Below are 21,899 nucleotides of genomic sequence, written 5' to 3'. Positions count from 1 at the left end.
TAGGGCGTGAACTCATAAAATTGGTTGAGCTGCTGGCATTCGCGTGATTCAGGCGCCCTTCGAAAACGGAGGGGCGTATGACGCGGCGTCGCTATGAACTGACGGACAAAGAATGGCAGATCATCGGGCCATTGCTGCCAAATAAGCCACGCGGAGTGCCTCGCGTTGATGATCGTCGCGTGCTGAACGGCATTTTGTGGCGGTTCCGTTCCGGCGCACCCTGGGCGGAGATTCCAGAACGCTACGGGCCGTCAACAACCTGTTACAATCGGTTCGTTCGCTGGCGCAAAGCTGGCGTTTGGGACCGGCTCCTGGCGGCAGTCTCTGCCGGGTTTAACGGCGAGTTGGTGATGATCGATTCCACCTGCATGCGCGTCCACCAACACGGTGCGACGGGCAAAAAAAGGGGGCCGGAGATCATGGCGTGGGACGTTCCCGGGGCGGCCTTACAACCAAGCTCCATGCTCTTGTCGACGCTGATGGACGTCCTGTCGACCTCCGGGTGACCGGTGGGCAGGTCCACGACGCTCGGGAAGCCGAGGCGTTGATCGAAGCCGCTCCCAAGGGAGCCACTCTGCTCGGCGATAAGGGTTACGATAGCGCCGCCATCCGCAAGGCTGCGCAGGCAAAAGACATCTGGGCCAATATTCCCAACCGTTCCAACCGCAAGCGGCGCTTCGCCTTCTCCTCCTACCTCTACCGCCAACGCAATCTCGTCGAGCGGTTCTTCAATAGGATCAAGCAGTTCCGTGGCATCGCCACCCGCTATGATAAGGATGCAGCCAACTTCCTAGCGGCCATCAAGCTCGTCTGCGTACGCCTCTGGTGCAACGCATAATGAGTCTGTGCCCTAGTCTCCAATTCCCAGGTGCAAATCACGCTTCCTTGCGGAACTTCCCTTCGATCACGGCACCGCCCGCGCGAAGCTGATCGAGATAATCCGACCACCACTGCGCCATCTTTACGCGCTCCGCCCAATGCGCTCCACGGTGATAAGCCGCTCTCACCTTGTTGCTATCTCCGTGAGCGAGGGCGCGCTCAATTGCGTCAGGATGCCAAAGCCCCGATTCGTTAAGCAGCGTGCTGGCGGTGGCACGGAAACCGTGACTGGTCATCTCGTCATGCTCATAGCCCAATCTGCGCAGCGCGACGTTGAGCGTGTTCTCGCAGATTGGACGCTTCGTCGTGTGCAACGCGGGGAACAAGAATTCACTTGGCCGGCCGAGCGAGCGGAGCTCCTGCAGGAGGTAAAGCGATTGACGTGATAGTGGGACGGTGTGGGCCTGCTTCATCTTCATGCGTTCGGCGGGGATGCGCCAGATTTTATCGGCGAAGTCGATCTCGCTCCATTTGCCTTGGCGCAGTTCTCCGGGGCGCAGGAAGACATGGGGCGCGAGACGCAAAGCAAACGTCGTTTCAGGCCGGCCGTTATAATCATCGATCGCGCGCAGCAACTCGCCAACCTTCAACGGGTCGATGATTGCCGCGTGATGTCTGACGCGCGGCACGGTCAGGGCGCCTCGCAGTATGTCGGCGGGGTTACGATCGACGCGGAGCGTGGCGAAGCCGTAGCGGAACACCCGCCCGGCGAACGATCGCAGCCGGAGCGCGGTTTCGTGATGACCCCGACGCTCGACGCGCTTGAGCACGTCGAGCAGATCGTGGGGTGTGATCGCAGCGATCGGTCGCCGAGCAATTCCGTCGAGCAGTTCGAGGAACCAGCGGGCCTTTTTTATCGTGGCCGGGGATTTGCCTTCCCGCTCCATTTTCTGAATGAACTCCTCGGCGACCACCGCGAACGTCGTTGCGGCGGCGAGCTCGTCCTTCAGCCGACGCTGTCGCTTCTCCTCGACTGGATCGCCACCGTCGACGATCTCGCTGCGCAATTCGTCGCGCTTCTTGCGTGCATCCTTGAGGGAAACGTTCGGGAAAGTGCCGAGCGACATTTTGCGTTCGACGCCGAACACCTTGTATCGAAAGCGCCAGAGCAGGGCACCGGTTGGCTGGACCAAAAGAAACAGCCCGCCCGAGTCGGGAACCTTGAAGGGACGCGCTGCGGGTTTGAGCGCACGGATCTGAACGGTTGTCAGCACGGTGGACCACGCCTCCTCAAAATCTCGTGGTCCACCGATTCGTGGTCCACTTTGAGTGATCCTTAGCGGAACAAAGTGAGATTTCGCGGGATCAACAGGAGGCAATATACCGCAGATTTCTGCGGTTTTCTACAATGTTCTCAATATGTACTGGTGCCGCTTACAGGACTCGAACCTGTGACCCCCGCATTACGAATGCGATGCTCTACCAACTGAGCTAAAGCGGCATCTTCTTGAGCGACGATGTGGATCGTCGCTCGTGAGGGCGGGCGCTTATCAGGCGGAAGCGGGTGTGGCAAGCGCAGGATTGCGCGGAGCCGTCGGCGGCGCCGATTTACGCGGCGTTTACCAAGGCGGGGGCATGATCGCCCGGGAAACGGGATTCGCAGCCGAATCGCGCAAAGGGTCGGGTGGCGCATGGATGATGTTCGCGGGATCGGGGACGACCGGGATGCGGCGGGCGATACGGACGCTCGCGCGGGCGATGTCGATGGGCCCCGGCTCGACATCGGTGCCGACGAGCGGCGTTTACATGTGCGCGCGTACAACCATTGGGTCTCGCTGTTGCGCGGGCGCGCCTACCCGTCGATCGACGATCTCGATCCCGCCGAGACCACGGATTTCGCGCCGAACGGTGTGCTGCTCGACTTCTCGGCAGGGGTGGAGAACCCCGCGATATCGTTCGTCGGCGGTGCCCTGCGCGAGGAATGCGCGATCGACTGCTCGATCACGCATATATCGCACGTCCCGAGCCGATCGCTGCTGTCGCGGCTGACCGACCATTACCTCCAGATCATCGCGAACGCCGCGCCGATCGGCTTCGAAGCCGAGTTCGTCAACGCGCGCGGGCACAACACGCTGTACCGCGGCATCCTTATGCCATTCTCCTCGCACGGGGACTCGATCGACTTCATCTACGGCGTCATCAACTGGAAGGAACTGGTCGACGACGCGACGCAGACCGCGCTCGACCGCGAACTCTCGGCGGCGGTGCGGAGCGGACCGGCCGCCGGCGCGGCGCTCGGATGGGCCGACGGGCCGAGCGGCGTGCTCGACGACGACCCGCTCCTGCCGGTCGCCGCGACCGGCGCGACGATATTCGATCACCTCGCGCTTGCACGCGACAGCGCCGAAGCGGTGCGCATCGCCGAGGCCGAGGCGCGCGACGCGCTCTTTCGTACGCTGCATCGCGCCTATGCGTTGGCTGCCGCGACGAATGCCGATCCGCGCGGCTATGAGGCGTTGCTGGAAGATGCCGGGGTGCGCCTTCATCTACGCGCGCCGATGGTGCCGGTCCTCGAACTTGTCTTCGGCCGCGACTACGACCAGGCCCGACTGGCCGAATATGCCGCGGTCCTCGCCTATTCGCACCGCATCGGTATCGCGGCCGACGGGCTGCGGGCCTTTCTCGAACAGGCCGAGGGTGGCCTTGAAGGCATCGCCTGTGCCGAGCGCGATGCGCGCATCGACCCGGCGTGAGTTGCTATCGTCCTGACGCGCGGCAACGATTCCGTGCTGCTTAATCAGGCAGTCCGCCGGATGTCTGCCTGATTTTTTCGCATCAGGTTACCCGCTACAGGGTGCCCCAACCAAATCCACACCCTATAGAGTTCGCACACGAACACGCATGGGACGAGGCATGGCAAAGACGACGCAGAAACCGCTGGCGGAGGCGCTCGCCGCCCGGTTGACCAAGAATGCGCTGCCGGGCGAGCTGCAGGGATTCGACAAAGCGGCGTGCAGGGAGGCGGCCGCGTTCGTCGCGGCGACGGGCGCGAAGCGGCGTCCCGGTACGCCGGTGCTCGCACTGGAACCGCTCGCGGTCACCGATCCGCGCCGCCGCATGCGCCTCGCCATCATCAACGACGACATGCCGTTCCTCGTCGATTCGATCGCCGCCGTGATCGGCGCGCATGACGTCGCGATCGACCGCATCATCCACCCCGTGATCGGCGCGACCCGCGACGCCGAGGGCAATCTCACCGCGATCGGCGATGCCGGGGCGGGCGGCACACCCGAATCGATGATCTATCTCGAACTGGAACGGGCCGACGCGCGCGACCGGCGCGAGCTGATCGCCGCGCTCGAACACAGCCTCGCCGACGTGCGCGCGGCGGTGCAGGATTGGGACGCATTGCAGGCCGCGATGGCCGCCGATGCGGACGCCCTCGGCGACAGCGAGGGCGCGGCGCTGCTGCGCTGGTTCCTCGATCGCAACTTCACCCTGCTCGCGCACGAATTGTGGCACGATGGGCTGGTCTCCGCGCTGGGCATCGCGCGCAACGGCCATGCCGTGCCGATCCTCGCGGAAACGTCGCGCGAACTGGCGATGGCGTGGTTCGCCAAGGGGGGCGAGGCGCCGCTGCTGCTCAAGTCCAACCAGATTTCGTCGGTGCATCGCCAGGTGCCGCTCGATCTCGCGCTGGTGCCGGTGCTGAGCGATGGCGAGGTCGTGGGCCTGTCGATCCACGCCGGCCTGTGGACGAGCGGGGCGGTCGCGTCGCCGCCGCAGGAGGTGCCGGTGCTGCGCACGCGGCTGGCGGCGCTCGAGAAGAAGTTCGGCTTCGATCCCAACGGCCATGCCGGCAAGGCGCTGACGCATGCGCTCGCCTCGCTGCCGCACGATCTCGCGACGGGTTTCGCGCCCGATGCGCTCGAGGAACTGGCGCTCACCGCCATGTCGCTCGCCGACCGGCCACGCCCCAAGCTGGTGCTGGTGCGCAGCATCCTTGGGAGGCATCTGTTCGCGTTCGTCTGGCTGCCGCGTGACGACCTTACCACCGGGCGGCGCGTCGCGATCGGCGAGTTGCTGGTCGAGGCCGCGAACGGCAGCCTGCTCAATTGGGCGATCGCGATGGACGGCGTGACCGCGCTGATGCGCTACACGCTCGATCTGCGCGGGGCGGGGGTGATGCCTGATGCCGCCGCGCTCGACGCGCGGATCGCGCGGATGGTGCGCGGTTGGGTTCCTGCGGTCGAGGCGGCGCTGGGCGAACAGGTCGAGCCGGCGCGCGCGACGCGGCTGGCGCTCCGCTATGCCGCGAGCTTCCCGCAGGGCTATCGCAACGCCAAGTCGCCGGAGGAAGCGGCGAGCGACATCGTCCGCCTCGCGCGGTTGGAGACGCCCGATGCGCGTTCGGTGCGGCTCTACCGCGACGCGGCCGGGGCGCTTCGGCTCAACATCTACCGGCAGGGCGGTGCCTTGGCCTTGTCGGACGCGGTGCCCGTGCTGGAGAATTTCGGCTTCCGCGTGATCGAGGAGCAGCCGACCGCACTCAGCGACGAGGGCAGGAGCTTCGTCCATGAATTCCTCGTCGAGACGGCGGGCGATCCGCTGGCCGGTGATGTCGCCGTGCTAGAGGAGGCGATTCGCGCCGTGTTGGAGGGCGCGGCCGAGAATGACGCGTTCAACCGGCTGATCATCGACGCCGGCGTGGCCCCGCGTTCGGTGGTGCTGCTGCGCGCCTGGTTCCGCTATCTGCGCCAGGCGGGGCTGACCTATGGCCTCGCCACCGTCTCGGATGCGTTGCGGCGTGCGCCCAAGGTCGCGGCGGCGTTGATCGAGCGCTTCGATGCCGCGCATGATCCCGCGCGCAAGCGTCGCGATGTCGCCGCAGCCGATGCCGCGATCGAACACGGGCTGGACGGAGTCTCGGCGATCGACGACGATCGCATCCTGCGCGCGCTGCGCAGCGTGATCGCCGCGACCCTGCGCACCAACGCCTTCGCGCCCGCCGGGCAGGCGGCGCTCGCGTTCAAGCTCGACAGCCACGCGATTCCCGGGCTGCCGGCGCCGCTGCCGTGGCGCGAAATCTGGGTGTACAGCCCGCGTGTCGAAGGCATCCATCTCCGCGCCGGCCCCGTCGCGCGGGGCGGTCTGCGCTGGTCCGACCGGCGTGACGATTTCCGCACCGAAATCCTCGGGCTGATGAAGGCGCAGCGCGTCAAGAACGCGGTGATCGTACCGACCGGTGCCAAGGGCGGTTTCTATCCCAAGCAACTGCCTTCGCCTTCGAACCGCGACGCGTGGTTGGCGGAGGGCACCGAAAGCTACCGCGTGTTCATCCGCGCGCTCCTCTCGGTCACCGACAATATCGTCGAGGGCGCGGTGACGCATCCCGCCGATGTCGTCGTGCATGACGGTGACGATCCCTATTTCGTTGTCGCCGCCGATAAGGGCACGGCGACCTTCTCCGATGTCGCCAACGCGATCGCGATCGAGCACGGCTTCTGGCTGGGCGACGCGTTCGCGAGCGGCGGCTCGGTCGGCTACGATCACAAGGCGATGGCGATCACCGCGCGCGGCGCGTGGGTATCGGTTCAGCGCCATTTCGCCGAGCGGGGCATCGACGTGCAGACCCAGCCGATCCGGGTGGTCGGCTGCGGCGACATGTCGGGCGACGTGTTCGGCAACGGCATGCTGCTCTCGAAGACGCTCAAGATCGTCGCGGCGTTCGATCACCGCCACATCTTCCTTGATCCCGATCCCGATCCGGCGGCGAGTTGGAACGAGCGCGCACGCATGTTCGCGCTGCCGCGCTCGTCGTGGGCCGATTACGACGCGAGCCTGATCTCCAAGGGCGGCGGCGTGTTTCCGCGCACCGACAAGGTCATCAAGCTCTCCAAACAGATCCGCGCCGTGCTCGGCATCGAGGCGGCGGAGCTCGAACCGGGTGCGCTGATCTCGGCGATCCTGAAAGCCCCGGTCGATCTGCTGTGGTTCGGCGGCATCGGCACCTATGTGAAGGCGGCGGCCGAGAACAACATCCAGGTCGGCGATCCCGCCAACGATCGGCTGCGCGTCGATGCCGAGCAGGTCCGCGCGACGGCGATCGGCGAGGGCGCGAACCTTGGCGTGACGCAGGCCGGGCGCATCGCCTTCGCGCTCAAGGGCGGGCGGATCAACACCGACTTCATCGACAATTCGGCGGGCGTCGATTGCTCGGACAATGAGGTGAATATCAAGATCGCGCTCAACCGCGAGATGATCGAGGGGCGGCTCGCCTATGAGAAGCGCAACGCGCTGCTCGCCACGATGACGGACGACGTCGCGCATATCGTGCTGGAGGATAACCGCCTCCAGACGCTGGCCCTGTCGATCGCCGAGGGCGCGGGCGCGCGTGACGTCCCCAGTTACGTACGGCTTATCGAGGTCTTCGAGGCGGCTGGCAGCCTCGACCGGGCGGTTGAGGGGCTCGCGGCGAACGACATCCTCTTGCGCCGCGCGCAGGAGGGTTTCGGCTTGGCCCGTCCCGAGCTGGCGGTGCTGCTGGCGACCGCCAAGCTCGCGTTGCAAGCGGCGATCGAGCATGGCGGTCTGGGTGAGGATGCCGATCTCGCGCCGGATCTGCACGCCGCCTTCCCGCCGGCGATGCGCAAGAAATACAAGACGGCGATCGACCGGCATCGGCTGCGCGGCGAAATCGTCGCGACCAAGCTCGCCAACCGGATCATCAACCGGCTTGGCATGCTCCATCCGTTCGAACTGGCCGAGGAGGAGGGCGCGGCGCTCTCCGACATCGCGGCGATGTTCGTCGTCGCGGAACGGCTGTTCGACCTGCCGACGCTGTGGGCGGAGATCGAGACGGCGGCGATGCCCGAGGCCGCACGCATCGCCCTGTTCGATGAGGTCGCGGTGGCGACACGATCGCACATCGCCGATCTGCTCCGCGTCACGAAGAGCGGCACGGGGCCGGGCGTGGTGATGGCGCGGATCGGCGCCGGTATCGGGCAGCTCGATCGGCAGACCAAGGCGCTGTTGCTGGAGGAAGCGAGCAGCCAGAGCGCGCGCATCGCCACCAGTCTGGAAGCGGTCGGCGCGCCGCGCGCGCTCGCGCAGAAGGTGGTGCGTTTGTTCGAACTGGACGGCGCCGTCGGGCTGGCCGATCTGGGCCAGCGCGTCGGCCTCGACGAGATCGTGCTGACGCGCGCGTTCACGCGGCTGGGGCAGGCGCTGGGGCTCGATTGGGCGCAGGCGAATGCCGCGCGCATCGCGTCGAGCGATCCTTGGGAGCGCCTGCTGATCGCGGGCCTCGCGCGTGATTTCCAGCAATTGCGGCTGGAATTCCTCGCGCGCGGCGCCGACGGCGCCAAGACCGGCGATCCGCAGGCGCGCGTCGAGAGCTGGCTCGCCGACAACGCCAGCCGCGTCGCGCAATTCCGCGCCGGCATCGACCGCGCGCGCAGCACGCCGGCGCCGAGCGCGGCAATGCTCGCACAGATCGCGGGGCAGGCTCGCGTGTTGCTGGGGCGGTAAGGGCGGGGGCGGGGCTCGCCCCCGCCGGCCGTTCGGGTTGGCTCTGCGGGCCCGTTCGGGTCGGCTACGTCAGCCTGTCTGTGTCAATTCCGCCAACCCGCTCGTGTCGAGCGCAGTCGAGACACGGGCGCGGTGCGCTGGTTCCTGGGCTATGCTCGGAACGAACGGAGCTGCCCGCTGATTGAACGAAAAAAGGCGCCCGGATCGCTCCGGACGCCTTTTCCAAATCCGCCGCAGGCAAAGCCCGCGTCGTCGGCCGCCGCGTGGGCGGCGCCGGCCGACAGCGCCTCAGGCGCTGTAGTACATATCGAACTCGACCGGGCTCGGCTGCATTTCCCAGCGATACACTTCGGCCCACTTGAGCTCGATATACGCATCGATCTGGTCCTGCGTGAACACGCCGCCCTTGAGCAGGAACTCGTGGTCGGCGATCAGGCTCTCCAGCGCTTCGCGCAGCGAGCCGCACACCGTCGGGACGAGCGACAGCTCGGCCGGCGGCAGATCGTACAGGTTCTTGTCCATCGCCTCGCCGGGATGGATCTTGTTCTGGATGCCGTCGATGCCCGCCATCAGCAGCGCCGAGGTGCCGAGATAGGCGTTGGCGAGCGGATCGGGGAAGCGGAACTCGACGCGCTTGGCCTTGGTGCCGGCGCCATACGGAATGCGGCACGATGCCGAGCGGTTGCGCGCCGAATAGGCGAGCAGCACCGGCGCCTCGAAGCCCGGCACCAAACGCTTGTAGCTGTTGGTGGTCGGGTTGGTGAAGGCGTTGATCGCCTTGGCGTGCTTGATGACGCCGCCGATGAAGTACAGGCAAGTGTCCGACAGGCCCGCATAGCCGTTGCCGGCGAAGGTGTTCTCGCCCTTGTTCCAGATCGACATGTGGGTGTGCATGCCCGAGCCATTGTCCATCTTGATGGGCTTGGGCATGAAGGTCGCGGTCTTGCCATAGGCCTGCGCGACCATCTTCACGACATACTTGTAGATCTGGATGCGGTCGCAGGTCTCGACCAGCTTGCCGAAGGTGAGGCCGAGCTCGTGCTGCGAACCGGCGACCTCGTGATGGTGCTTGTCCATCGGCAGGCCCATCTCGATCAGCGTCGAGACCATCTCCGCGCGGATGTCGGTGGTGACATCGACCGGGCCGACCGGGAAATAGCCGCCCTTGGCGCGCGGACGGTGGCCGAGGTTGCCGCTCTCATACTTCGTGCCGGTGTTGGTCGGCAGTTCGACGTCATCGACCTTGAAGAAGCTGCCGTTGTAGGTCGTGTCGAATTCGACGCTGTCGAACATGAAGAATTCGGGTTCGGGGCCGACATAGACGGTGTCGCCGAGGCCGGTTTCCTTGAGGTACGCCTCGGCGCGCTTCGCGGTCGAGCGCGGATCGCGCGTGTAGAGCGAGCCGTCCGACGGCTCGACGATGTCGCAGACGATGATGAGCATCGGCGTCGCGCTGAACGGATCGACATACACGGCGTCCAGATCCGGCTTCAGGATCATGTCCGATTCGTTGATCTCCTTCCAGCCCTCGATCGAGGAGCCGTCGAACATCAGGCCGTCGGTCAGTTCGTTCTCGCCGATCACCGCCGAGCACATCGTCAGGTGGTGCCAGGCGCCCTTGGGGTCGGTGAAGCGGACATCGACCCATTCGATCTCCTGGTCCTTGATCATCTTCAGGACGTCGTTCGCGGAATTAGCCATATGTCCCAACCCTTTCTGGTTCGCTCGTCCGGCCCGGCCGGAGAATCAATGTTGCTCCCGGAGGAGCGTTGCCTGTCACATTATGCTGCGGCGCGTCAAACGTTCGTCAGACCGCGTCCTCATTGCGCTCGCCGGTGCGGATGCGCAGCACCGTTTCGACGGGGATCACGAAGATCTTGCCGTCACCGATCCGGCCGGTCTGCGCCGCCGCGGCGATCGCCTCGACCACGCGGTCGGCGATGCCTTCCTCCACCACCACTTCGAGTTTCACTTTCGGGAGGAAGTCCACGACATATTCGGCGCCACGATAGAGTTCGGTATGGCCCTTCTGGCGCCCGAACCCCTTGGCCTCGGTCACGGTGATGCCCGACACACCGACTTCGTGGAGCGCTTCCTTCACCTCATCGAGTTTGAACGGCTTGATGATCGCCTCGATCTTCTTCACGCAACAGCCCCCGGTCGTTAACGGCACAACACCCGCGCCGCACCTTACAACAAACGTGCCACTCGCGCGCGCGGCCTGCAACCTCGCAAAGCGGCGACCGCCGTGCGGCGGGAATGCCTAACACACGCGCATGCGGGCGAAAGGTGCCGTATTTTGTGGCACGTGGTTTGCGCTCGCCCACGTCGTTCCATCGTCCGCATCAACCCCAGCGCACGCTGGGGTGACGATGAGGCGGGGCGATGCGCGGTGTTCGTCACCCGCCTCAATAGGGCGGGCGGTCGAACCCCTTGGGACTGCCGGTGAAGATCTCGCAGCCGTCTTCGGTGATGCCGATCGAATGTTCGAACTGCGCGGAAAGCGAGCGGTCTCGCGTCACCGCGGTCCAGCCATCGTCGAGCAGCTTCACGTCCGGGCGGCCGATGTTGATCATCGGCTCGATCGTGAAGATCATGCCGGGTTTCAGCTCCGGCCCGGTGCCGGGACGCCCGACATGGACCACCTCGGGCGCATCATGGAACATTCTGCCGACACCGTGCCCGCAGAAATCGCGCACCACGCCGTAGCGGTGGCCCTCGGCATGGCGCTGAATGACATGGCCGATATCGCCGAGATGGTTGCCGGGCTTGGCCTGTTCGATGCCGAGCATCAGGCATTCATAGGTCACATCGACGAGCCGCTTGGCTTTGATCGGCACGTCGCCGATCAGATACATGCGGCTGGTATCGCCGTGCCAGCCATCGAGCAGCGGCGTGACATCGACGTTGACGATGTCGCCCGACTTGAGCGTCTTCTCGCCCGGAATGCCGTGGCACACGACATGGTTGATCGAAATGCAGCACGAATGCGCGTAGCCACGATAGCCGAGCGTCGCGGGAACCGCGCCGTGATCGAGCGTGAAGGTGCGCACGAGATCGTCGATCTCGCCCGTCGTGACGCCCGGAACCATATGCGGCACGATCATGTCGAGCGTCTCGGCGGCGAGCCGACCCGCGCGCCGCATCCCTTCGAACGCCTCGGGGCCGTGCAGCTTGATCGCGCCGGTACGGCCCGTGTCCGAGTCGGCGGTGACGGTGATATAATCGGTCATCACCGGCATATAGCGACAACAGCCGGCCTTTGCGAGATCGGCCGCGCGGGCTATGCGGGTGCGCATGAACGAGCGCATCTGGACGGCCGCATTGGCGGTGATCGGCGACGAAATCCTGTCCGGCCGGACGCAGGACAAGAACGTCGCGCAACTGGCGAGCTGGCTCAACGTACAGGGTATCAGGCTCGTCGAGGTGCGGATCGTGCCCGACCGGACCGAGGCGATCGTCGAGGCGGTCAACGCCTTGCGCGCGCGCAACGATTATCTGTTCACCACCGGCGGCATCGGCCCCACGCACGACGACATCACGGTCGACGCGATCGCCGCCGCCCTGGGGGTGGGGGTGGTGTATCATCCCGAGGCGCTCGCCACGCTCGACGCATATTACGCCACGCGCGGCGGGTTGACCGAGCCGCGCAAACGCATGGCGCGCGTGCCCGAAGGCGCCGGGCTGATCGAGAACCGCATGTCGGGCGCGCCCGGCATCCATATCGAGAATATCTATGTGATGGCCGGCGTGCCGCACATCACCGCCGGCATGCTCGACGCGCTGACCGGAACGCTGGAAGGCGGGTGCCCGGTCGTCGCGGGGACGATCGGCTGCTGGGTGGCCGAGAGCGAGGTCGCGGACCTGCTTGGGGCAACCGAGCGTGCGTTCGCGGGGGTGTCGATCGGCAGCTATCCGTTCTTCCGCGATGGCCGCACCGGCGCGAATTTCGTCGTCCGCGCGACCGATGCCGCGCTGGTCGATGCCTGTCTCGCCGAACTGACGATGCGGCTGGAAGCGCTTGGGCATGCGGTGGTGGCGGGCGGAATCTAGCGAACCGCGCGGGGAACAGCGCCCCGTTCGGCGCGCAAACACATTGACCTGCGCACGAAGACGGTGCAACTGACGGCGCGACGCGGGTGTAGCTCAATGGTAGAGCAGAAGCTTCCCAAGCTTACGACGAGGGTTCGATTCCCTTCACCCGCTCCAAGCTCTTCCCCCGCTGACAACCACGGATCGCCTCTCGTCCGCTCGCCGGTGCTCGCGTCGCGCAGTCAGCCGCCGCGGCGTTGGTAATAGGTTGCGAGCACGTCGAACGCCTGTTTGCGCTGGCCCGTCTCGGAGATCAGGCCCTTGCGGTTCCAGCCCTGCTGGAAATCGGGATTCTGCCGCCGGGGCGAGCGAAAGTCCTTCAAAATCCAGGGTGACATGCCGCGCAGCGTCGGCACCCTGTCGGCCATCCGCAGCGTATAGCGGTAGTAATCGGCCTGGAAATCCTCGGAAAACTTCTGTTCCTTGACCGGATCGTGGAAGCCCGCGCGTGCGTCCGCGCCGAATTCGGAGAAGATCAGCGGCTTGTTCGCCGGTACCCGCCATTCGCTCGCGGGAAGGTCGGTCAGCCGATCCTGCGTGTACCAGCCGTTATAGGTGTTGATCGCCATGACATCGAGCGCGTCGGCCAGCGGATCGGCGAGCGTCATCACCGGGTGATTCTCCGCCTTCGATCGCTCGACGAGCAGCGCGGCGCTCACGAGGCGCGTATCGTCGAGCCGGTGGACATCGGCGATCAGCGTGCGCAGGAACGTATTGCGCGCGTCGGTGACGGGGGTTTCGTTGGCCACGCTCCAGATCGCGACCGATGCCCGGTTGCGGTCGCGCCGGATGTTTTCGGCCAGCATGGTTCGTGCGCGCGCCAGCGTATCGGGGTTGGACCACGCCACGCGCCAGTAGACGGGGATCTCGCTCCAGACCAGCAGACCCATTTCGTCGGCGAGCCGCAGCGTCACCTCCGAATGCGGGTAATGCGCCAGCCGGACGAAGTTGCCGTGAAGGCCATCCTTGATCTCGCCCAGCAGGGCGCGCGCGGCGGCGGTCGTCATCGCCCGGGTCGGATCGACGCCGAGTTCCTCCTCATGCATCGAAATGCCGCGCAGGAAGATCGGCCGGCCGTTGAGCAGGATGTCGGCCCCGCGCACCGCGATCGTGCGGAACCCGATGCGGTCACGCCAGCCATCCTCGCCCGTATCGACGGCGACGTCATACATTTTCGGCCGATCGGGCGACCAGCGAACGAGGGCGCGCGGCGCCGACAGGATCGCGCGCCAATTGCCCTGCGCGTCGGTGACGCCGGCACGGTCCAGTTTCAACTCGGCGATGCGCAGGTGTACGGGCCGGTTCGCGGCCTGGGGGCCATCGAGATGAACATCGACCACCAACTGCCCGTCACGCGACAGCCGCACCCACGCATCATCCACATAGGTCGCGGGGGTCTCGATCAGGCGGACCGGCCGGGTGATGCCGCCGTAATTCTCCCAGTCGGTGACGGCGGGGGGCACGGTCGTGTCGCTCGCCTGCGAATCGACGCCCACCGTGATCTGGTTGTCGCCGTCGCGCAGCAGCTTCGTCACCTCGAACGCGAAGGGCGTGAAGCCGCCTTCGTGCCGGCCGACTTCCTGGCCGTTGAGGTACACGATTGTCGCATAGTTCGCCGCCCCGAAGCGGAGGAAGGCGCGGCCCTGCCGCCCGCCTGGCGCCGCGAAGGTGCGCTGATACCACATCAGCCCCTGATAATGGCGCAACTCCGGCGCCTCCGTCAGCCATGAGGAGGGGAGGGTCGTGATCGGCGAATGGCCCAGATCGAATTCGTAGAGAATGCGGTTGTCGGACGCCATCGCCGCGCGCGGATCGACGTCCCGCCAGCGTTGCTGGCCGGCATCGGGCGCCTCGCCATGAAAGCCGGCGATGCCCGAGCGGAACGGATCGATCGAATAATGCCACGGCCCGGACAGATCGGTGCCCGGCCGCAGATCCCCGGCGGCGAGCGTCGGCGTCGGCATCGACGCGGGAGGAGCATCCTGGGCGCCGAGCGGCGCGGCGGCGATCGCTATCGGCATCAGCACACCGATCATGCGGAACAGCGTTTTCATGCTTCCCTCCCGGCCCGTCATGACGCGGGCTTGTGTTCGAACATCATGCCAGTCGCCTTGCTCGGCTGAAAGCCCTTCCAGACGGTCGCGGACGGCGCGCCGGGGCTGAAACCGGCGAAGCGGCCGCGCGGCAGACCCGGCCACACACCGGCGTCCGAATCGGGCACGAGTCCGTCGAGGTAGCTCGCCTTGGCCGCGTCGCCTTTCACGTACCGGTCGAGAAACGCGGTGATGAAATGCGTCTGCACCGCGAGCAACCGGTCCTTGCGCCAGACGGCGTCTTCCAGCCAGTCGATATCCCAGAAGGTGCGGCGCATTTCGGCCGGCGCGCCACTCAGCGCGATGCTGTGGCCGGCTTCCTTGAAGGTCAGCAGGTAGCGCGGGGCGTGGACCTGCTGGTCGAACGCGGTGCGGACGCCGGGATCATAGCCGACGACATGATCCTGGCTGCCGACGATGAACAGCGTGGGAGCGGTGACCGCCGCCACGCCCGCCCCGGCCCAGAGCCCCTTGTCCTGCAGCCGCACCGCCGGCGCGATCGCCACTACCGCCTTGAGGTGCGCGACCTCGAGCGAATCCGCGTTCGCGCCACCCGCCGCATAGGGCGCGAGCACGCCGCGCGTCGTGCCGCCAAGCCAGGGATCGAGCGGCGCGCCTGCGGCGGTGAGGACGCCGTAGCCGCCCATTGAATAGCCGATCAGCGCGGTGCTGTCGGGGTCGGCCGCCGCGAACGGAGCCTGCCCCGCCCGCGCGCGCCGCTGTACCTCCGCCGCGACGAAGGCGATGTCGAGCGGCCGCCGGCTGAGCGGCCCGGCGAACGCGAATGCGCTGCGATCGCTGATCGGCGGGTCGCGAAACGCGGGGGCGACGACGACATAGCCCTTGCTTGCCAGATTCTCGCCGAGCCACGCCAGAAGTTCGGGCGTGTTTCCATAGCCATGCGCGAGGATGACGAGCGGGAAGCGCCCGCTGCGTGGCGGCGCATCCGGCGTCGCCACGCCGGGGATCGTGAACGGCACGTCGACCCCCGTTTCGCCAGAAAGCGCCGTGCGATAGATCGTGCCGGGGCCGGAGCGGGTCGCCGGATACCAGACCTTGAGCGGCAGATGGCGGTCTTCCACGATAGGCCGGTCCTGCCCCTTGAGTACGTTCGGCTGGGCGAGCTGAACCAATTCGAGATCGGCGACGCCGACCGGATCGGCGCCGAGGCGCGCGAGTTCCGGCGCATCCACACCCGGCCGCGACGGGGGTTCGGCGGGGGGCGCGGCGCCGATCAGCGCCGCCGCGGCCGCCGCCGCAGTCAGCGCCCGTGTCCATTTCCGCATGTCGTCCCCCCTGGTTTAGAAGTTCAGCGCCAGCCGCACGCCGCCATAGCGGCGGAAGTCGCGCGGCAGCAGCGCCTGGGTTGCGATCTGGTTGCCGAAATTGCCGGCGGTGTTGACCAGGGAGCTGTAATATTGCTGGTCGAACACGTTGTTGACGAACCCGACGACCTCCCAGCGGCGATCCTCATCGCGAATGCCGATGCCGAGGTTGACGATGTGGAAGGCGGGCTGGAACGTCTCGGGGTCGCGCGCGGCATAATAGAGGCTGCTTTGATACTGCCAGTTCACCTGCGCGACGCCGCGAAGCGTATCGGTCAGCCGTGGCGAGTAATCCGCGTTGACGTTGAACTTCCATTCGGGCGCCTGGGGCACGCGCGTGCCGGTGAGATTCTGTCGCGCGGGCGTGCCGGTGCAGCCGAGCGCCGCCGTCTGAAGCGGGTAACATTGCGCGACCGGGAATGACGTATATTTGGCATCGAGGTACGTCACCGAACCGCCGAGCGTGAGATCGCTCGCGAGGGTCGCCGAGCCTTCGAACTCGATACCCTTGGTGTTCAGGCCGCCGACGTTGGTGAGACGGTAGTTCGAGGTTCCGTCCGCGAGCGTTTCGATCGTCTGCGCCTGAAGATTGTCGTAATCGGTGTCGAACAGCGTGACGTTGAGCGTGAGCCGACGCCCGAAGAATTGCGTGCGCAGGCCCAGTTCCTTGTCGCGCGAGCGTTCGGGGCGGATCGGTCCGGCCAGCGCGCGGTTCTGGTTGAAGCCGGTCGTCAGGTCGTAGGTCTGGCCCTTGTACCCGGTCGAATAGGTGAAGAACCCGCTGACGGTCGGCGTGAATTCGTAGCGGATGCTGCCGCGATACGTTCCGGCGGTGTCATACGCCTTGCCGCTATACGCCGCGTTGCCCGCCGCGTGATCGACGAAGGAGTAAGACACGCGCTCGTTCTGCACGCGTCCGCCACCCGTCAGCGTCAGGCCCGGATATACCGTCCAATCCGCCTGCACGAAGCCGGCGACTTGCCGCGATTTGGAGGTGGCGTCCCAATTCGCGATGGAGAAATACGGCCCGCGAACGAAGGCGCGTGCGAACGCGTTGGTCGCGGCATAGGCGCCGATCGTATAGCGGAAGGGCTTGTCGCCGGGCGATTGGAGGCGGAGTTCCTGCGTGAACTGCTCCGAATCGAAAGAGCCGATCTGATTGTTGTTGCCGAACGTCGTCGTCGAGGATGTGTCGTCCTGGTCGAGATAGTCGTCGAGATGATAGCGATCGTACGACGAGATCGAGATGAGGTTCATGTCGCCGAACACGCCGAACTCGCCGCGCAGATAGCCGCCGCCGCCCTGATATTTCGTGCGCGAATCGAAGTTGTTGCTGATGTCCTGATTGTCGGGGCCGATCGTCACGCCGGGGAACACCGTCGCCGGATCGAGCGCGGCGACCCCGCGCAGCCGCGCGCCCGGTGCGACGTGGATGAACGGTCGGCCGACGTCGGTATTGCCGTTGACGTAATTGAGCGACAGCGTGATCGAGGCGTCGTCCATCGGCTTCCAGCGCAGCTTGCCCCGGAGGTTCACCGCCTCGCGGCCATTGACCTGCTTGTCATCGAAGACGTTGTGGACGTTGCCGTCCCAGAAATTATACGCCGCCGAGAAGACGTAGCCGAGATCGGGCGACAACGGACCGGAGACGCTTACGTTCGCGCCGCGTTCCTGATCGCTCGTCACGACGGCATTGGCGCGCACGCGTAGGGTATCGGTCGGGTCGCGCGTAATGAGATTGACCAGCCCGGCCGAAGCCGACTTGCCGTACAGCGTACTCTGCGGCCCGCGCAGAACCTCGATGCGTTCGATGTCGGGCAGGTCGTTGAACGCGCGCGCGGTGAGCGGCACCGGCACCTCGTCGACCAGCACCGCGACGCTCGATTCGACACCGATGCCGAACGCGAGCGTGCCCACGCCGCGCAGCGAGATGTTGGAGTTCTGCGGCTGCTCGGCGGGACGCACGACCAGCGACGGGGCGATCTTGCCGAGATCGGCGAAGTTGCGCACCCCCGCGACCGCGAGCTGCGCCGGCGCGATGACCGATACGGCGAGCGGGACGCTCTGGATGTTCTCCGCGCGCTTGTTGGCGGTGACGATGATGTCGCCGATCGTCGCCGCATCGACAGGGGCGGCGGGCGGATTCGCGGTCTCCCGTGGCGGCGCGGCGTCCGGTGCGGTTTGCGCCAAGGCAGGTGACGCGCTCAGCGTCAGGATCGCGGCCAGGGCGGCGCTCGAAACGGTGGTACGATAGTTCAACATTATCCCCTCCTCATGATGCCGCGCGATTCACTGTCGGCGGCGTGGTTGTGAAAGATCGACGGATTGTGGTCAGTCGGGGTGTTCTCCCGACGATATCGTCACGACCACGCCGTCGCGGCCGTCGATGGTCACGCGCTCACCCGCGCCGCCGTTGACCAGCAGCGTGCGCGGGTCGCCCTGCGGCAGTAGGAGCGTCACGCGGTCATCGCCGATCGTGCCTGGACCTTCGCGGCTGAGCGTCACGTCGATGCGCGTGGCATCGGCACTGCCGCGCAGATGCCATCGATCGACCGGGCCGTCCCCGTCGCCGGCATCCTCGATCGCGTCGCAGGCGAACACCCCCGCCCGTGGTGGAAACAGCCACAGGCCACGCGTGTAGGGCTGGGGCCGCCAGCCGCCGACCGCGAGATCGACGAGCATCGCCGAGCCCACCCGGGCGAGGAGCGGGGGCGGCCCGTCCAGCGGCGCGTCCAGCGTGATCGTGTGGCCGCCGGTGACCATCGCGCCGGTCCAGACGTCGATCCAGTCCGCGCCCGCGGGCGTCCGCACGCTCCGCATCGTCACCCCCGGCTCGCACACCAACGGAACCAGCAGCGCCGGGCCGAGCAGATGATCGTCGCTTTCCGCCCAACAGGCCGTATCGGCGGGGAAGTCGAGCCAGGTTGGCCGCACCATCGGCTCGTACTGAGCGTGATAGCGGTGAAGCAGATCATAGAGGAACGGCAGCAGCGTCTGCCGCAGCGCCATCAAGCGCCGGATCGCGGGCAGCACCTCGGGGTACATCCACGGCTCGTTCACGGTGCGGTCGTCATTCCAACTGTGGATGCTGAAGCGCGGCATCAGCACGCCAGCCTGCACCCACCGCACCAGCAGTTCGGGGGAGGGCGCCGGTCCCGAAAACCCGCCGACATCGTGCCCGCTGTTCGAAATCCCGGACAAGGCGAGGCCGATCGACTGCCGAGCGTTATAGCGAATGGTCTTCCATTCGGTGCGATTGTCGCCGCTCCATGTCTGGGCGTAGCGGTGCAGCCCCGCCATACCGGATCGCGTCACCACATAGGGGCGCCGATCGGGCCGCGCGTCCCGCTGCGCCCGGCGCGAGGCGCGCATCATCAGCATCGGCTGCACGGGCCGCATTGCCGCGGCGGCGCATGCCGCGCCGAAGCCGGCGAAGCGCGCGCGGGCATCCCATAGCTCATATTCGTTGTTGTCGTTCCAGCTCGCCTCGATCCCGGTGTCGAGCAGGGCGGTGGTGACCTGTTCGCGCCACCAGCGCGCCGCCTCCGGTTTGGTGAAATCGATATAGCTGCCGACTTCGTCCCAGAATTGCGCCTCGACCGGGACGCCTTCCGCATCCGCCACGAACAGGCCGGCGGCGGCGACCTCGTCATAGCGTGGGTGGCTGCGCAGCAGCGCGGGCTTGATGTTGGGAACGAGGCGAACCCCCGCTTCGGCATAGGATGCGACGAACGCCGCCGGATCGGGGAATTTGTCGCGGTTCCAGTGGAACACGTACCGCTTGTCGCCGATCGACGTATAGCCCGACGACAGATGGAAGGACGTGCAGCCGAGATCATGCTCGGCGCATTTCTCGAGAAAACCCGCCATCTGCGTCGACGCGTCGGGCGCGTCGGTATAGGTCATCGTCGAACCCGAATAGCCGAGCGACCAGCGCGGCATCAGCGCCGGGCGGCCGGTCAGCCATGTGAACCGCCGCGTTACCGCCAGTGGATCGGGGCCGGCGATCATCCACAGGTCGAGGTCGCCCGCGTCGGCGACGACGTGGCGGTAGAGGCCATGATAATTGTCGAGTTCGCGCCCGAGATCGACCGTCACGTCGGCGACGCTGTCATAGAAGGCGCCGTGGCAGCGGCCCGCCGCATCGGCGATCAAGAGATAGGGAATCGCTTTGTAGAGCGGGTCGCTATGCTCCGCGTCGAAGCCCATCGGATCGAGATTGGTCAGCCGAAAGCGTCGGCCGGCGCGGTCGACATCGCCAGTACGGTCACCCAGCCCGAAGAATCGGTCGCCGGGTTTGCGGGCGACGTAATGATGCGCGCGGCCGTCCCACCAGCCGAAGTCGTAAGCCTGGGTGGGGCGGTCGGCGGCGGCCGAGATCCAGGCGTCACCGTCGCGCTGCTCCCAGGTGCAATGCAGGCCGTGCAAGCCGATCGTAAGCCGCAGCCGCGCCGTCTCGATCCGCAGCATGCCGCCGTCTTCTTCGACGCGGGGGGGCGGGCAGGAGAAGCCCTCGGTGCTCATCCGGTCGCGTCCGGGCTCGGCGATGTCATCTGCGCCCGGTGCTATCGCCCAGCTCGGCGTACTCGTGACGGCGCCGGTGGGCAGCAGGAGAAGACGCATCACGTCCTCTTCGAGAACGAACACATGGGCGATCGCGCCCGTATCGGCGGCGAGGGTGATGCGGCCAGGCGCGCGCTCGCTGAGCTTGAAGCGCGGCCGATCGGACAGGGTGGCGCGTTTCATCGCACGGTCTCCGGCAAACGAAGCTGCTTCATGCCGAGCAGCAGGACGGCGGCGCCGATCAGATCGAACACCGACAAGGCCGCGAAAAGCGGGGCGTAGCCGATCGTGTCGGCGAGTTGCCCGATCAGCAGCGAGAACAGCAGGCCGCCCAGCCAGCCGGCTTGGCCGATGAAGCCGTTGGCGGTGCCGACCTCTTCCGGGGTGAAGACGTCGGCGGACAGCGTGTTGATGAGGACGGACAGCATCTGGTGCGCGAAGCCGCCGATGCAGAACAGCGCGATGGCGAGATACGGGCTGACCGCGAGACCGATGCATCCAGGCGCGATCATCAGCAGCGCGGCGAGCACGACGCCGGCGACACGCGACGGCACCAGCCGCAGCCCGGCACGACGCATCAGGAAAGGCGACAGATAGCCGCCGAGCACGCCCCCCAGATCGGCCGCGAGGAACGGCAGCCACGCGAACAGGGCGATCTGTTTCAGGTCCATGCCGCGCTCGGTCGCGAGGTAGAGCGGGATCCAGAAGCTGAACGTCTGCCACGCCGGCTCGGCGAGGAAGCGCGGCACGGCGATGATCCAGAAGCGCGCGGTGCGGACGATCTCGCCGGCGCTGGCCGGGCGCGACGGCTTCACCGGTCGATCGGCGGCGATCAGCGCGCGCTCGCCTTCGGTGATCGCGGGATGTTCGCCCGGTGATCGGTAGAAGATCCACCACGCACCCGCCCAGAGCAATCCGACCGCGCCCGTAACCGCGAAGGCGACACGCCAGTTGGCCCACAGCGAGACCGCGACGACGAGCGGGGGCGCGATCAGCGCGCCCAGCGACGTACCGGCGTTGAACCATCCCACCGCGACCGACCGTTCGCGCGCCGGAAACCACTCGGCGATGGCCTTGATACCCGACGGAACCGCGGCGGATTCGGCCAGGCCGAGCAGTCCGCGAAAGAGCGCGAGGCTGATCCAGCCGGCGGCCAGGGCGTGCAGCATGTTGGCCAGCGACCAGGCGACCCCAAACAGAGCGAAGCCCGCGCGCAGCCCGAAACGATCGACGATGAAGCCCGCGACCGGCTGCATCACCGTATAGGCGAGCTGGAACGCGCCGACGACGTAGCTGTATTGCTGCGTCGTCATCGCCAGGTGGAGCTTGAGCTCGGGCGCGAGCACGCCCAGCGAGTTGCGGGCGAGGTAGTTCGCGACCGTGCCCGCGCAGATCAATGCCACGATCCACCAGCGAAGATGCCGCACCCGCCTCAATTCCGTCTTCCTCTCCTGTATCCGACCGCCGGTTCTGATGA

General features: G+C 66.5%; 13 protein-coding genes and 2 tRNA genes. 5 read left to right on the top strand and 10 right to left on the bottom strand.

Features of this window, described 5'->3' with window-relative positions:
- The first annotated feature begins 77 nt into the window (after positions 1-77).
- A protein-coding gene (locus tag BLS81_RS19500; protein ID WP_218123172.1) for an IS5 family transposase occupies positions 78-838 on the top strand; the annotation gives its coding sequence in 2 pieces (ribosomal slippage) (positions 78-405 and positions 405-838; 762 coding nt in all).
- 37 nt (positions 839-875) lie between these two features.
- Here BLS81_RS19500 and BLS81_RS19495 read toward each other — a convergent pair.
- Together BLS81_RS19495 and BLS81_RS19490 are read right to left on the bottom strand one after the other, a co-directional pair.
- Positions 876-2,093, bottom strand: coding sequence for a tyrosine-type recombinase/integrase (locus BLS81_RS19495; protein ID WP_093226395.1), 1,218 nt, complete (start codon positions 2,091-2,093; stop codon positions 876-878).
- Between the two features lie 151 nt (positions 2,094-2,244).
- Positions 2,245-2,320: transfer RNA gene (locus tag BLS81_RS19490), tRNA-Thr, on the bottom strand.
- Between the two features lie 190 nt (positions 2,321-2,510).
- Between BLS81_RS19490 and BLS81_RS19485 the strand changes: the two genes are divergently transcribed.
- Both BLS81_RS19485 and BLS81_RS19480 read left to right on the top strand, forming a co-directional pair.
- The gene (locus tag BLS81_RS19485; RefSeq protein WP_093226393.1) at positions 2,511-3,572 is read left to right on the top strand and encodes a PAS domain-containing protein; all 1,062 of its coding nucleotides are present in this window, start codon (positions 2,511-2,513) and stop codon (positions 3,570-3,572) included.
- A 160-nt stretch (positions 3,573-3,732) separates the two neighbouring features.
- Positions 3,733-8,349, top strand: a complete 4,617-nt coding sequence (locus tag BLS81_RS19480; RefSeq protein ID WP_093226392.1) for an NAD-glutamate dehydrogenase — start codon at positions 3,733-3,735, stop codon at positions 8,347-8,349.
- A gap of 288 nt (positions 8,350-8,637) precedes the next feature.
- Here the strand turns inward: BLS81_RS19480 and glnA are convergent, their stop codons facing one another.
- The 3 genes from glnA to map form a co-directional block, all read right to left on the bottom strand.
- Positions 8,638-10,050, bottom strand: coding sequence for a type I glutamate--ammonia ligase (gene glnA / locus BLS81_RS19475; protein ID WP_093226390.1), 1,413 nt, complete (start codon positions 10,048-10,050; stop codon positions 8,638-8,640).
- Positions 10,051-10,156: 106 nt separating this feature from the next.
- Positions 10,157-10,495 (bottom strand): P-II family nitrogen regulator, encoded by a 339-nt coding sequence (locus BLS81_RS19470; protein WP_093226389.1) that lies wholly within the window; start codon positions 10,493-10,495, stop codon positions 10,157-10,159.
- A 262-nt stretch (positions 10,496-10,757) separates the two neighbouring features.
- The gene (gene map / locus BLS81_RS19465) at positions 10,758-11,582 is read right to left on the bottom strand and encodes a type I methionyl aminopeptidase (protein WP_093226407.1); all 825 of its coding nucleotides are present in this window, start codon (positions 11,580-11,582) and stop codon (positions 10,758-10,760) included.
- 64 nt (positions 11,583-11,646) lie between these two features.
- Between map and BLS81_RS19460 the strand changes: the two genes are divergently transcribed.
- Together BLS81_RS19460 and BLS81_RS19455 are read left to right on the top strand one after the other, a co-directional pair.
- Positions 11,647-12,402, top strand: coding sequence for a competence/damage-inducible protein A (locus BLS81_RS19460; RefSeq protein WP_093226387.1), 756 nt, complete (start codon positions 11,647-11,649; stop codon positions 12,400-12,402).
- An 82-nt stretch (positions 12,403-12,484) separates the two neighbouring features.
- A tRNA-Gly gene (locus BLS81_RS19455) sits at positions 12,485-12,558 on the top strand.
- A gap of 65 nt (positions 12,559-12,623) precedes the next feature.
- Here the strand turns inward: BLS81_RS19455 and BLS81_RS19450 are convergent.
- The 5 genes from BLS81_RS19450 to BLS81_RS19430 all read right to left on the bottom strand — a co-directional run bounded on the left by BLS81_RS19450 (position 12,624) and on the right by BLS81_RS19430 (position 21,858).
- Positions 12,624-14,495, bottom strand: a complete 1,872-nt coding sequence (locus tag BLS81_RS19450; RefSeq protein ID WP_256326350.1) for a glycoside hydrolase family 2 protein — start codon at positions 14,493-14,495, stop codon at positions 12,624-12,626.
- A 17-nt stretch (positions 14,496-14,512) separates the two neighbouring features.
- Positions 14,513-15,820: an alpha/beta hydrolase family protein gene (locus tag BLS81_RS19445; protein WP_093226386.1), complete on the bottom strand. Its 1,308-nt coding sequence runs from the start codon at positions 15,818-15,820 to the stop codon at positions 14,513-14,515.
- 15 nt (positions 15,821-15,835) lie between these two features.
- The gene (locus BLS81_RS19440) at positions 15,836-18,121 is read right to left on the bottom strand and encodes a TonB-dependent receptor (protein WP_176787270.1); all 2,286 of its coding nucleotides are present in this window, start codon (positions 18,119-18,121) and stop codon (positions 15,836-15,838) included.
- A gap of 69 nt (positions 18,122-18,190) precedes the next feature.
- Complete coding sequence (locus BLS81_RS19435) at positions 18,191-20,605, bottom strand: glycoside hydrolase family 31 protein (protein ID WP_093226384.1); 2,415 nt, start codon at positions 20,603-20,605, stop codon at positions 18,191-18,193.
- Positions 20,602-21,858 carry an MFS transporter gene (locus BLS81_RS19430; RefSeq protein WP_093226383.1) on the bottom strand — a complete coding sequence of 419 codons (1,257 nt, stop codon included), beginning with the start codon at positions 21,856-21,858 and terminating at the stop codon, positions 20,602-20,604. The genes BLS81_RS19435 and BLS81_RS19430 overlap by 4 nt, the downstream gene beginning before the upstream one ends.
- Positions 21,859-21,899 lie beyond the last annotated feature (41 nt).

It is taken from the genome of Sphingomonas sp. NFR15 (assembly GCF_900103265.1).
Classification (GTDB): Bacteria; Pseudomonadota; Alphaproteobacteria; order Sphingomonadales; family Sphingomonadaceae; genus Sphingomonas; species Sphingomonas pollutisoli.
Note: the sequence above shows the minus strand (reverse complement) of the source record. Positions and strands in the feature narration are given on the sequence as shown.

Coding starts and splice junctions, on each gene's coding strand:
- BLS81_RS19485 (WP_093226393.1), top strand. CDS start 2,511: ATGGATGATGTTCGCGGGATCGGGGACGACCGGGATGCGGCGGGCGAT.
- BLS81_RS19480 (WP_093226392.1), top strand. CDS start 3,733: ATGGCAAAGACGACGCAGAAACCGCTGGCGGAGGCGCTCGCCGCCCGG.
- glnA (WP_093226390.1), bottom strand. CDS start 10,050: ATGGCTAATTCCGCGAACGACGTCCTGAAGATGATCAAGGACCAGGAG.
- map (WP_093226407.1), bottom strand. CDS start 11,582: ATGACCGATTATATCACCGTCACCGCCGACTCGGACACGGGCCGTACC.
- BLS81_RS19460 (WP_093226387.1), top strand. CDS start 11,647: ATGAACGAGCGCATCTGGACGGCCGCATTGGCGGTGATCGGCGACGAA.
- BLS81_RS19450 (WP_256326350.1), bottom strand. CDS start 14,495: ATGAAAACGCTGTTCCGCATGATCGGTGTGCTGATGCCGATAGCGATC.
- BLS81_RS19445 (WP_093226386.1), bottom strand. CDS start 15,820: ATGCGGAAATGGACACGGGCGCTGACTGCGGCGGCGGCCGCGGCGGCG.
- BLS81_RS19440 (WP_176787270.1), bottom strand. CDS start 18,121: ATGTTGAACTATCGTACCACCGTTTCGAGCGCCGCCCTGGCCGCGATC.
- BLS81_RS19435 (WP_093226384.1), bottom strand. CDS start 20,605: ATGAAACGCGCCACCCTGTCCGATCGGCCGCGCTTCAAGCTCAGCGAG.